The organism is Bradyrhizobium pachyrhizi, assembly GCF_001189245.1.
Lineage (GTDB): Bacteria > Pseudomonadota > Alphaproteobacteria > Rhizobiales > Xanthobacteraceae > Bradyrhizobium > Bradyrhizobium pachyrhizi.
Window position 1 is genome coordinate 86,938 of sequence record NZ_LFIQ01000114.1, and the last position, 11,884, is coordinate 98,821.

Genomic DNA, 11,884 nt, shown 5'->3' on the forward strand with positions numbered 1-11,884 from the left:
CCGACCTAGCAGTTTGACAGGAGAATCAAGTCGATCCGTCATCCCCGGGAGCATTGTGCCACGCAGCTGAGGTATTTTTTGACGACCTCGCAATGGCATCATCGCATCCGTTACAAATCACTCATCTATCGTCAGCCACACGCAACGTGATCCGCGTCAGTTCGGACGGACGGCCGAGCCGCAAGGCGAAACCCGGCCATAGCGCGGTGCCGTTGTTGACGTAGAGCGTCATCCCGTCGACGTCGTAACGCCCCGAGACGAAGCCGGCATTGGCACGCGCGGCGAGGCGGTCGATCCCCAGGATCAATCCGCCATGGGTGTGTCCGGAGAGCTGCAGCGCGACGCCGAGCCGGGCTGCCTTTCGTGCGTCGCTCGGCTGGTGATCGAGCAGGATGATGGGCGCGCCTTTCGGGGCGCCGTCGAGAACCGCGGCAAGGTCGCGGATGGAATGCCCCCTGTGGCGCGATGCGCGGTCGGTGATCCCCGCGATCACCAGGTGGCCAGCACCGCGTTCGAGCACGATGTGCCTGTTCTCGAGCGAGCGCAGGCCGAGCGTTTCGTAGTGCGCCATCCAGCCGTCATAGCCGAAGATATATTCGTGATTGCCCGAGATCACGTAGACGCCGTCGGCCGCCATCAGGTCGCGCAGCGGCGCGATGTCGTTGCGCCGCGCATCGATGGTGCCGTCGATCAGGTCGCCGGTGATCGCGATCAGGTCCGCGCCGAGCTTGTTCGATTGCTCGACCACGGCGCGCGCCCACGGCGCCGGAAACAGCCGGCTGATGTGCAGATCGGTCAGTTGCAGCATGGTGTAGCCGTCGAACTGTCGCGGAAGTCCGCGGATCCCGACCTCGACATCCCTGAGCGGCGGAATCCGCATCGCCTGATGGACGCCGATCGCGGCGGCTGCGGCCGCGAGCGCGGCAAGTGCGTAGCGGACGCCGTCGGGCGCGCCGACGAAGCCGCCGTGGATCAGCGCGGCCACCAGCAGCCCGGCATCGAGCGCCAGTTGCAGCAGTGCCAGCAGCATGATCGCGCCGAACGCCCAGTTGAACAGGACGACCACCGGACGCGGAAACTCCGGCGAGAATTCCGATCCCGACGACAGCCTGTTCCAGCGGTGAAACTGCAAGGCGACCAGCACGAACAACGCCGCGACGATCTTTGCCGTGAGCGGCCAGTCGAGCGGCCAGATGAAGCGGGCCAGAATCAGCAGGCTGGTCAGGCCGAAGATGAACTGGGGAATAGGTCTCGCTCCGGATCGGATCGGTTAAGGCTGCGGGGTCGGCGCCCAGCGAAGGTAGGGTGGATCGGCCGCGGGCGTAAGCCGCCATCGTCAGCACATTTTCGGCAAGTTGCGCTTCGCGGAAGCGCCCTGCGCGCACACGGCCGGCGACCCGCGCAAAGCCGAAGGCCGCGTTGAAGCTTTGGACGGTCCCCAGGCGCCTCCCCGCATAGGCATCATCAGCCGCTCCTTCGGAAATAGAACCTGAACGTCGCTCAATTTCGCCACGGCCGCAATCGTCTGGGGGCTGACGCGTCGATTCTCCGATGGCGGTCGGGTTCGGCAGATTGACCCACACTTTCGCGTGGCTGCGAGCGCCCGGGCTATTTCGGAATAATGGAAAAGTACCGCTGATTTGCCCGACGCGTCAAGTCGTACTTCCGAGTGCCGGCGGCAACCTACTTTGCATGGGGTTGTTTTCGATATTTTGGGTGGGCAGCTCTGCTTCCTCGGTCGCATCGGGCGGATTGACCCGCGTGGCGACCGCATCCATATGCATCCGCATGAACCGGCTGCTCCCCGCCGTTTCGCACCCACCTGGACACAGCCAAATACCATCGGCTCCCCGTCCCTAACGCTCCGGAGCCGCCGTGGCCGCCCTCTCCATACTCGATCTCGTCCGCGTCACCGAGGAAACCGACGCGCGCGGCGCGCTCTATAACGCGCGCGATGTCGCTCGCCATGCGGAGGCGCTCGGCTATCGCCGCATCTGGGTGGCGGAGCATCACAACATGGCGGGCATCGCCAGCGCCGCAACGTCGGTCGTGATCGGGCACATCGCTGCGGGAACCAAGACCATCCGGGTCGGCGCCGGCGGCATCATGCTGCCCAACCACGCGCCCTATGTCATTGCCGAGCAGTTCGGCACGCTGGCGCGGCTGTTTCCTGACCGCATCGACCTTGGCCTCGGCCGCGCGCCGGGCACCGACCAGCTCACGCTGCGCGCGCTGCGCCGCACGCCGGAATCCGCCGAGAACTTTCCGCAGGACGTGCTCGAGGTGCAGGCCTTCCTCGCGGCGGCCGGTCCCAACCAGCGCATCCAGGCGGTGCCGGCCGCGGGCACCGACGTGCCGCTGTGGATTCTCGGATCGAGCAATTTCGGCGCGATGCTGGCCGGCGAGCTCGGCCTGCCCTACGCCTTCGCCTCGCACTTCGCCCCTGAGCTCTTGATCCAGGCGCTGCAGATCTACCGCGCCCGCTTCAAGCCGTCGGAGCAGCTCGACCGCCCCTACACCATGGTCGGCGTCAACATCATCGCCGCCGACACCGACGAGGAGGCGCGGCGGCTGGCGACCACGCAGCAGATGTCGTTCACCAACATCTTCCGCGGCGCGCGCGGCCTCAGCCAGCCGCCGATCGACGACATCGAGGGCTACTGGTCGCCCGCGGAGAAGGTGCAGGCGATGCGGATGCTCGCGCGCTCCATCATCGGCTCGCCCGCGACGGTGCGCGCCGGCATCGACGCGCTGGTCGCGGAAACCGGCGCCGACGAGCTGATGATCGTGTCCGACGTCTACGATCACCAGAAGCGGCTGCGATCGTTCGAGCTGATCGCCGAGGCCGGCGGGATCGCGCCGCAGACGTAGCCTGCGGGATGGGCAGCGGCCTACGCGCTAACGCAGCCTCACTTCGGCGTGCCGGCGGGCGCCTGCGACTGTGCGAGCTGGCCGAGCGTCACGCTCAGCGAATTCGGCGCATTGTCCCGCAGCATCGAAAGCTTGACCGAACTGCCCGGCGCTCCCGCATAGACCTTCTTGGTCAGCTCGTTGGCGCTCTTGATCGGCTCGTCATTGACCGAGGTGATGACGTCTCCGCGCCTCAATCCGGCCTTCGCTGCCGGACCTCCGGTCTGCACGCCGACCACGACCGCGCCGTGCAGATTGTCCGCACCTAAGCTTTCGGCAATGCCGGGGGTGATCGATTGAATCTGGGCGCCCATCCAGCCGCGCGTGACCGTGCCCTTGTCCTTCAGCTGCGGAATCACCGTCTTCACGGTATCCGCGGGTATCGCGAACGCGACACCGACCGAGCCGCCGGAGGGCGAGAAGATCAGGCTGTTCACCCCGATCACCTCACCATGCGTGTTGAAGCTCGGCCCGCCGGAATCGCCGCGGTTGATCCGCGCGTCGATCTGGACGAAGTCTTCAGAAGACCCCGTCTCCAGGTCGCGCGCACGCGCCGAGACGATCCCCGCGGTGACGGTGTTTCCGAGGCCGAATGAATTGCCGGCCGCGAGCACCCAATCGCCGGTGCGCGGCGCTTGATCCGCGAGCTTGACATAGCTGAAGTCGGTCCGCCCATCGACCTTGAGCAGGGCGAGATCGCTGACCGGATCCTTGCCCAGCACCTTCGCCTTGTAGACCTTGTTGTCGCTGGTGCGGACATCGGCGCGGTCGCTGCCGCCGAGGACATGATTGTTCGTCACCGCATAGCCGTCCGCCGAGATGAAGAAGCCCGAACCGATCGAGGTCATCTCACCCAGCTTCGGCAGATTGCCCGGTCCGCGCCTGCCGGGATTCGGAACGGTCCGCCCCGGCGTGTCCTGATCGGGCGAGCCGTCCGGCCCGAGAGAACCGCCGGGGGAGTCGCCGGGAGAAGAATCGTCATCATCCGCCGCAGCCGCCACCTTGGCGTTGACGCCAATCACGGCCGGCCCGACCCTCTCCGCAAGGTCGGCGAACTCGCCGGGACCACCATTGCCATGATCCGCGCGCGAATTCACTGGCTGTGCGTGGGCAAGACTTGCGCTCACAAGGCTTGCGCCCACCAGCAACGCCGACGTGAAGGCGGCGGTGACGAGCGACGTGCGAAGGCAGACGAAGGCCGGATTTCTCTGATTCATCTTCCGCGTCCATGTTTGGGATCAGCCGATTGCTCCTGGATGAATTGCCGGCCCGGACGCGACGATCAGTGAACCGTTCCCTGCAGCACAGGGGCGCAATGCCGAGCGACGAACGGCAACGGATAGCGGCGCAGACCGTTCCACCGGCATCCGCGGGTGGACGGGCGGCTCGCCACCTTTGCGCCGCTTTGCGCATGAAATCGCCGGGTTTTCGCTTGCTTTGCCCGCCTGTGCCCCTACGGTGCGCCCGCAACGACGGAGACGATCTCGACCATGGACGCCGCAATGAACTGCCCGAAATGCAATTCCGAGCATGCCTATCAGGACGGCGCTCTCTGGGTCTGCCCGGAATGTGCCCATGAGTGGAGCAGCGATGCGGCCGCGGCCGCCGAGACCGCGCAGGAAGCGAGCGTGCGCGACGCGCACGGCAACCCGCTGACGGACGGCGACAGCGTCATCGTGATAAAGGACCTCAAGGTCAAGGGCTCGTCGTCGGTGGTCAAGGGCGGCACCAAGGTCAGGAACATTCGCCTCACCGAGGGCAGCGACGGACACAACATCGCCTGCAAGATCGACGGCATCGGCGCGATGAATCTGAAATCGGAGTTCGTCAAGAAGGCCTAGCGTAGCCCGGCTTATGCATCCGCCAGTGCTTTCGCCGGTGAGGCGGCAGCCTTCGCGATGAGCCGGTTCTTGTCGTCGACCAGCACGACCCGCGGATGAAATTTGCGCGCCTCGTCGGCGTCGAAGCTGGCATAGGCGACGATGATGACCTTGTCGCCGGCCATGGCGAGCCGCGCGGCCGCGCCGTTGAGGCCGATGGTGCCCGATCCCGCCGGCGCCTCGATCACGTAGGTCGAGAACCGCGCGCCGGTGTCGATGTTATAGATGTCGACGCGTTCATTGATGAGAAAACCGGCGGCCTCGATCAAATTGCGGTCGATCGAAATCGACCCCTCGTAATGCAAGTCCGCTTCGGTGACGTGCGCGCGATGAATCTTGCCTTTCATCAAAGTCACTTGCATCGAGACCATCCCGTATCGTTGCGTCGGAATTTTCCGCGCCGCCAATAACGACGCGCCGCCTCCGCGTCAACGTTGTCCGCTCTCGCGTTCGCTTCAAGCGCAGTTCCGCCGCGGCGGGTTTGTCCTGAAATCGCCGACCGCGCCGGTCTACAATGCTCCGCGCCGCCCAAATCGGAGAATGAATGCGCTACGGCGAAGCCTTTCCGGAGCAGGCTATTATTTGTGACCCGGTGGCCAACCCTACTCCGGCTTGCTCGCAATCTCGTTCGCCGAGACCAGGATCACCTCGCCGTCGAGGATCGGCTTCGCGATCTCAAAGAACCGCGCCACAGCCGGCGAATTGTTGTGCCGGTCCATGGCCGCCTGATCGAGATATCGTTCATAGGTTGCGAACCCGCAGGGATCGGCTGCATCCTGCGAGACGTAGTAGCCGACGGTGGACGGCTCGTTGGCGCGGACATGCTCGACGACATCGAGCAACGCCTGACGCATCGTCGCCTCATGGCCCTTCTTCGCGCGGATGATCGCCGTGATTGTCAGCATGCACTCTCTCCGGAGATTTGGTAGCCCGTGGGACGGGTTTCGTGGAGTTTGTCATCGGGCCGCGCGTCGCGCGGACCCGTTGGCCCGACCCATCCTACACGCTTCTTTCTCGCTCACACCCGGCTCAACGCCTGTGCGATGTCGGCCACCAGGTCGGACGGATGCTCGATCCCGATCGAGAGCCGGATCGTCGAATCCAGCACGCCGATCCGCGTGCGGATATCGGCCGGCACGCCGGAATGCGTCATGGTGGCCGGCAGGCTCGCGAGCGACTCGGTGCCGCCGAGACTGACTGCGAGCTTGAAGATCTGCAGCGAGTTGAGGAATTTCTCCGCCGCCTGCTGCCCGCCGACGATGTCGAACGAGAAGGTCGAACCGGCGCCGCTGCTTTGGCTCGCGAACACGCGCCCCGCGGGGGATGCCGGATCGTGATGGCCGAGGTAATGCACCTGCGCCACCTTGGGATGATCGCGCAGATAATCGGCGACGATCCGCGCGTTGCGGTCGGCCTTTTCCATGCGCAGGCTGAGCGTTTCCAGCGAACGGCTGATCATCCAGCAGGAATGCGGATCGAGCTGGGTGCCGATCGCGCCGCGCAGCGCCTTGACGTCCTTCATCAGCTTCTTCGAGCCGAGCGCTGCACCCGCGATCAGGTCGGAATGGCCGCCGACATATTTCGTCAGCGAGTACAGCGAGAGATCGGCGCCGTGCTCGATCGGCCGCTGAAACACCGGCCCGAGCAGCGTGTTGTCGCAGGCGATGATCGGCATATGGCCCTGCGCCTTGCCGATCGCGTCGGCGATGCGCCGCGTCAGCGCGATATCGACCAGGCCGTTGGTCGGATTGGCCGGCGTCTCGATGAAGATCATCGCGACACGCCCCTTCTTCATCGCCTCGTCGGCAGCGGCGCGGATGACACTCTCGTCGAGGCCGTCGGCAAAGCCCACGGCGTGAATCGAGAAGCCCGCCAGCGTCCTGGCGAACAGCGTCTCGGTGCCGCCATAGAGCGGCTGCGAATGCAGGATCACGTCGCCGGGCCGCGCGAAGGCCAGCACCGTGGTCGAGATCGCCGACATGCCGGAGGAGAACAGCGCGCAGCTCTCGGTGCGCTCATAGATCGCAAGCCGGTCCTCGACGATCTCGCTGTTCGGATGATTGAAGCGCGAATAGACCAGCCCCGCCCCCATGCCTTCCGGAGGCTCGCGCCGGCCCGCGACAAAGTCGAAAAAGTCCTTGCCGTCCTCGGCGGTGCGGAACACGAAGGTCGAGGTCAGGAACACGGGCGGCTTGACGGCGCCCTCCGACAGTTGCGGATCGTAGCCGTAGTTCAGCATCTGGGTTTCCGGATGCAGCAGGTGATTACCGATATGGGTTTTGGATGGAAACGGTTTTGTCATGGCCGGTCTCCTGTTCACGGGCCGCCGCGCTGGCGGCGATTCCCGGAATGATGGGACCAGCATACCCCAGCTTTATGCCATTCAGCCAAAGCACGGCATCAGACAGTTCTGGATAGCGAACGGCCGGCGTGCACCCTGCTCCGCCGGCCGTTCCGAATTTTCACGCAGTGGTGAAGACGCGGGTTACCAGCCGCGATCCACGTTGCGCACCTCGCCGGTCCGCGCGTCGACATCGACCTGCATCCAGCGGCCGAGGCGGTCACGCCCCTCGACCTCCCACTCGTCGCCGAGGAACTGGGTGTTGGACACCGTCACGATGCCGAGACCGGTCGCGACATCGAGCGCGGCCTCCATCGAGATCTGACTGCCGGAATCGTAGGCCATCGCCGGCGTCGCTGCGCCGATCGCCAGGGCCGCGATCGCGGGAATAATGAAACTTCGCATGGCTCACTCCTCATGGAACGGGATGTTATGCCGCATCAAACGAGCGGCGCCCCCAATCAGTTCCGACAACAGGGGTGACGAAGCAGCGCGAAACTTCGGCAGTTGCGGCGATTTGGTGGCGGTTCCGGTTTCATCGACGCGCGCCGTTCGCCTTGCGCGCTCGCTTCTTCCACATTCGAAATCCGCCCTCGAATGCGTTGGCGTTGTCGCCGAACCTCACCTTGGGCGGCGGGTTGTCGACCTTGTCGGCATTGCCGCCGCCGAGCACGATGTACTCGGGCTCCAGCGCGGCGGACAGCCGCGCGATGACGTCGTCGACGCTCTTGCGCCACTTCTTCCGGCCGCGCCGCTCGAGACCCGCGGCGCCGACATAATCCTCGAACGTCGCGCCCTTGCGGTACGGCAAATGACCGAGCTCCATCGGCTCGTAAACACCATCCACGATCATCGCCGAGCCGAGGCCGGTGCCGAGGCCGAGAAACAGCATCCGACCGCCCTGATAACTGCCGATCGCCTGCATCAGCGCATCGTTGACGACCCTGGTCGGGCGGCCGAACGCGCGGTGAAAATCGAAGCCGGCCCAGCCGCGGCCGAGATTGTGCGGCTCGGTCAGCGGACGGTTGTGAACGACGGGTCCCGGATAACCGACCGAGATCACGTCATAAGACCAGTCCTTGGTCAGCAACTTGACCTGCCGCACCATCTCGGTCGCGGACAGAGTTGGACCCGACTCGAATTCGCGCTTGACGCGCTCCTTGTCGGTCATGACCTTCACATGCGTGCCGCCGACGTCGATCGCCAGCACGGTACGGCGCGACGCGGGCCCGTTCGTCTTCTTGCCGGTCTTGTTGCCTGCCTTCTTGGCCATCAATCCGCTCTCCTATGCGCGCCGAGTGGAGCAGAGAAACATATCGCGCGCCACAGCGACGTTCTGCATCTGACTCCAATTTGTTCGCGAAGAACGAATCGGAATCAGGAAAATCGGCGCGACCCAGATGTTAACAACGCACATACATCGACCGCATCCGAACAATCGATGTTGTATCATGATGGGATTATTGCTCTCGGCACGCAACATCGCGGCGCATCTCAGGCGCACTGCGTTCTCCCGCATCACTGATCGATCGATGAGTCGCACCACGGCCACGTTCCCGATCCGACTCCAGTTTGTTCGCGCGGAACGAATCGGAATCGAAAAATCGGCGCGAAACGATTCTTAACAATAGGTTTGCGCGACTTCGATGCCGCGGCACTTTGTACGGCGGATGCACGCAAGCCTAATCGGACATCCACCGACGACGTCACTGCGTCGGGTTACTCCGCGCCAATTATCGGCCGCGCTTCGCGCGGTCCGGTCGGGTCGCCCGCCCTGCACGCTGAGCGAGCCGCCAGCTCTTGAGATGAAGCCAGAGCGCTTCCGCCACCGGTCCGTGCGAATGCTGGCGATGGCGGACTGCCGCAAGATTTTCCTCGCGGCCCAGAAAATTCGGTCCGGCGATGCTGATCAGCCTGCCGTCCCGCAGCTCGTCCTCGATCAGCCATGCGGGCAGATGGCCCCAGGCGAGACGATGCAGGATCAGCTCCTTCTTCATCATCTGGTCCGGCACGCTACACTGGTGCGCACCTTCGATCAGGAAGAAGTTTTCCGACGACGCTCGCCGCGCCGTGTCGCGGATGACGCACTGCGTGAAGGGGCGCATCTGCTCCGGCGTGACCTTCTTCGTCCACGCAAACGGCAGAAAGCCGGGAGCGACGACCGGCACCATGGCCGTGGTCGAGAGCTTGACCTGTTCGAATCGCGGATCGGACGGCTCCGCGCGATGAAACACCAGATCGGCGTTATCATCGATCAGGCGCTCGAGCGGTCCGCCGACCGCCTCATATTCGAGGTGCAGGCGCGTGTTGGGATAGCGGGCAAAAAACGCCGACAGCATCTGCAGCACCGGCGGCCGCGGGCACAGGTCGCCGATGACCACACGCAGGACGACCTCTTCTCCGCCGGCAAGCTGCTCCGCATAGCCCTGCAGCAGATCGAGTTCGCGCAGCGTCACCTGAGCGCGTGCGTAAAACGTCCGGCCGGCGTCCGTCAGCCCGATACGGTATCCGCTGCGATCGAATAGCGTGAGGCCGAGCTGCTGCTCAAGCCGGGCGACCGCCGCGAACACCGACGGGTGCGACCGGTTGAGCGCCGTGCCGGCGGCCTGAAAGCTTCCCTTGGTCGCGACAGCGTCAAAGCAACGCAAATCGTGCAGCTTGATCCGATCCATTGTCCATAAAACCTACAGAGATTGATCAATCTTAGTAATTTTTCTTCGGAGGCGCGAGTCCTAGCCTGGCTCGACGCGAAGCCTGCCGGCTTCCGCCAGCACAAGGGACTGACGAGATGAGCGGCGATCGACACTTCACCACGGCGGACGGCTGCCGGATTGCGTACCGTATCGACGGTCCCGACGATCGGCCGGTGCTCGCGCTGTCGAACTCGATCGCCACCAACCTGCACATGTGGGATCGTTCGATGCCGGCCCTCAGCCGGTCGTTTCGGGTGCTCCGCTACGACACCCGCGGTCACGGCGGCTCGGACGCGCCTACGGGCGCCTACTCGATGGACCGGCTCGGCCGCGACGTGGTCGAATTGCTCGACGCCCTCGGCATCGATCGCGCGCATTTCCTCGGCCTGTCGCTCGGCGGCTTCGTCGGGCAATGGCTCGGCATCTTCGCGGCTGACCGCATCGACCGCCTGATTCTCTCGAACACCTCGTCCTATCTGGCGTCCGAACTGCCGTTCGACGAGCAGATCCGCGCGGTGCTCGCGGCCACGGACATGGACGGAATCGCGGATGGCTTCATGCGCAACTGGTTTCCGGCGGCGATGCTGGCCGCGCCGAACGAGGTCGTCGACGAATTCCGCAACATGGTGCTGACCACGCCGCCGCGCGGTCTCGCCGGATGTTACGCCGCACTTCGCGACGCCGATCTCCGCCGCGTCATCTCGCTGATTGCGGCGCCGACCCTGGTGATCGGCGGCGAGAGCGACACCGTCACGCGGGCCAGCCACAGCGCTGATATCGCCGCGACAATCACCGATGCCAAGCTCGTTCTGCTGCCCGGCGTTCACATCCTCAATATCGAGCAGCCGGATCGATTCAACCGAGAGGTCGTGAGCTTCCTGGCGCTCTCCGCCACATGACTGCGTAGCCCGGATGAGCGAAGCGACATCCGGGACCGCTCCAAGAGTACGCGATCAGGCCACGCATATCGCTTCACTCATGCGGGCTACATGGATCACGCACCACATGTTCCCCATTCGACTCCATTTTGTTCGCAAAGAACGAATCGGAATCGAGCAAATCAGCACGGAGCGATTCTTAACAACACGTTTGCGGATTCGATGCCGATCGGCTCTATGTCGCGGATTAGCGCAAGCGTAATCCGCTCTCTGCCGCGTTGAGACAGCGCCGGGTTACACGGAGCTGCCCCTCCCTGCGCACCGTCCAACGTTAAATTCAAGCTCCGGCCGCAGCGCGCGCATCTTCTCGGCCAGCCTTTGGCTCGTCGTCTCCTGCGCTTGCGCAAGGCGGTTGACCAGCGCGACATAATCCGCATCGCTCTTGTGCTGGTTCAGCTTTGACTGGCCCTCGATCTCGTCGACGACGATGTCGATCACCCTGATCCCTGCCAGCATCGTCTCGCGCTTGCCGGGCTCCATCTGCGTCAGGTCCCAGGGCTGCTTTTGCAGCCGCGCCTCGGAGGCCGCGAGCAGCGCGTCGCCGTGGCTGCGGTTCTCGCCGTGATCGCGCAGATGCGCGACGCCGGACAAATGCACCGCCTCGTAGAGCCAGGTCGAGACGTTGTCGGGTGAGACATACCAGTCGTTCGAGATGTAGGCGTCATCGCCGGAGGCGATCAGGAGGAAGCGACGCGCTCCGTCGGCGAGTTCGACCAGCGGATTCTTCGCGGTGAGATGAATCTGCACGATCACGCGATCGTCGCGCCGCTCGATCACGAACGGCACGTGGGACGCGTGCGGGCCGCGCGCATCGGCGGCGACGACGGCGCCGAAGCCGCGCGCCGCCGCAAAAGCGAGCGCCTGGTCTTGCTCGATGCGAAACTGGGGACGGAGGATGTGCATGGCGGCGGCGCTCGCGAGCTGGAGGGAGACAACCCAGCAAGGCTAGCGCAACTTTCGCCGGAGATCACCGCCATGCACGATCCGGCTCAGCAGATCATGGCATTGTCGCCGTGATCGCAGACGCCGCCGGGCTGGTCGCGGGGCAGCGCCTCGGACTCGCCGAAATGCGGGGCCGCCATGCGCGGCGGACCGCCGCTCCAGCGGCCGGCGGCGGCATGG

The 11,884-nt window shown here is 64.7% G+C and carries 12 protein-coding genes; 3 read left to right on the forward strand and 9 right to left on the reverse strand.

Annotated features, from left to right (window positions below; genetic code table 11):
* Positions 1-121 precede the first annotated feature (121 nt).
* Entirely contained in the window at positions 122-1,246 is a 1,125-nt protein-coding gene (locus AKL29_RS29490) for a metallophosphoesterase (protein ID WP_050386585.1), read from the reverse strand.
* Positions 1,247-1,875: 629 nt separating this feature from the next.
* Here AKL29_RS29490 and AKL29_RS29495 point away from each other — a divergent pair.
* Positions 1,876-2,871, forward strand: coding sequence for an LLM class flavin-dependent oxidoreductase (locus AKL29_RS29495; protein ID WP_050386586.1), 996 nt, complete (start codon positions 1,876-1,878; stop codon positions 2,869-2,871).
* Positions 2,872-2,909: 38 nt separating this feature from the next.
* Here the strand turns inward: AKL29_RS29495 and AKL29_RS29500 are convergent, their stop codons facing one another.
* The gene (locus tag AKL29_RS29500) at positions 2,910-4,127 is read right to left on the reverse strand and encodes a S1C family serine protease (protein ID WP_050386587.1); all 1,218 of its coding nucleotides are present in this window, start codon (positions 4,125-4,127) and stop codon (positions 2,910-2,912) included.
* A 273-nt stretch (positions 4,128-4,400) separates the two neighbouring features.
* Here AKL29_RS29500 and AKL29_RS29505 point away from each other — a divergent pair, with 273 nt between their 5' ends.
* Positions 4,401-4,751 carry a zinc ribbon domain-containing protein YjdM gene (locus AKL29_RS29505; protein ID WP_050386588.1) on the forward strand — a complete coding sequence of 117 codons (351 nt, stop codon included), beginning with the start codon at positions 4,401-4,403 and terminating at the stop codon, positions 4,749-4,751.
* Between the two features lie 11 nt (positions 4,752-4,762).
* On the opposite strand, the gene panD is transcribed toward AKL29_RS29505, so the two are convergent.
* The 6 genes from panD to AKL29_RS29535 all read right to left on the reverse strand — a co-directional run bounded on the left by panD (position 4,763) and on the right by AKL29_RS29535 (position 9,803).
* The gene (panD, locus tag AKL29_RS29510; protein ID WP_050386751.1) at positions 4,763-5,152 is read right to left on the reverse strand and encodes an aspartate 1-decarboxylase; all 390 of its coding nucleotides are present in this window, start codon (positions 5,150-5,152) and stop codon (positions 4,763-4,765) included.
* Positions 5,153-5,392: 240 nt separating this feature from the next.
* Positions 5,393-5,695 carry a putative quinol monooxygenase gene (locus AKL29_RS29515; protein WP_028332283.1) on the reverse strand — a complete coding sequence of 101 codons (303 nt, stop codon included), beginning with the start codon at positions 5,693-5,695 and terminating at the stop codon, positions 5,393-5,395.
* A 113-nt stretch (positions 5,696-5,808) separates the two neighbouring features.
* Positions 5,809-7,092 (reverse strand): cystathionine gamma-synthase family protein, encoded by a 1,284-nt coding sequence (locus AKL29_RS29520; protein ID WP_050386589.1) that lies wholly within the window; start codon positions 7,090-7,092, stop codon positions 5,809-5,811.
* Positions 7,093-7,275: 183 nt separating this feature from the next.
* Positions 7,276-7,536 (reverse strand): PepSY domain-containing protein, encoded by a 261-nt coding sequence (locus AKL29_RS29525; RefSeq protein ID WP_028332285.1) that lies wholly within the window; start codon positions 7,534-7,536, stop codon positions 7,276-7,278.
* 130 nt (positions 7,537-7,666) lie between these two features.
* On the reverse strand, positions 7,667-8,404 hold the full coding sequence (locus tag AKL29_RS29530) for an ROK family protein (RefSeq protein WP_050386590.1): 738 nt from the start codon (positions 8,402-8,404) through the stop codon (positions 7,667-7,669).
* Positions 8,405-8,864: 460 nt separating this feature from the next.
* Positions 8,865-9,803: a LysR family transcriptional regulator gene (locus tag AKL29_RS29535; RefSeq protein ID WP_050386591.1), complete on the reverse strand. Its 939-nt coding sequence runs from the start codon at positions 9,801-9,803 to the stop codon at positions 8,865-8,867.
* Between the two features lie 116 nt (positions 9,804-9,919).
* On the opposite strand from AKL29_RS29535, the gene AKL29_RS29540 reads away from it, so the two are divergent.
* A complete protein-coding gene (locus AKL29_RS29540) occupies positions 9,920-10,723 on the forward strand; it encodes an alpha/beta fold hydrolase (RefSeq protein WP_050386592.1) in 804 nt (267 codons plus the stop codon).
* 273 nt (positions 10,724-10,996) lie between these two features.
* Here AKL29_RS29540 and AKL29_RS29545 read toward each other — a convergent pair whose 3' ends face one another.
* The gene (locus AKL29_RS29545) at positions 10,997-11,665 is read right to left on the reverse strand and encodes an FMN-binding negative transcriptional regulator (RefSeq protein WP_050386593.1); all 669 of its coding nucleotides are present in this window, start codon (positions 11,663-11,665) and stop codon (positions 10,997-10,999) included.
* Positions 11,666-11,884 lie beyond the last annotated feature (219 nt).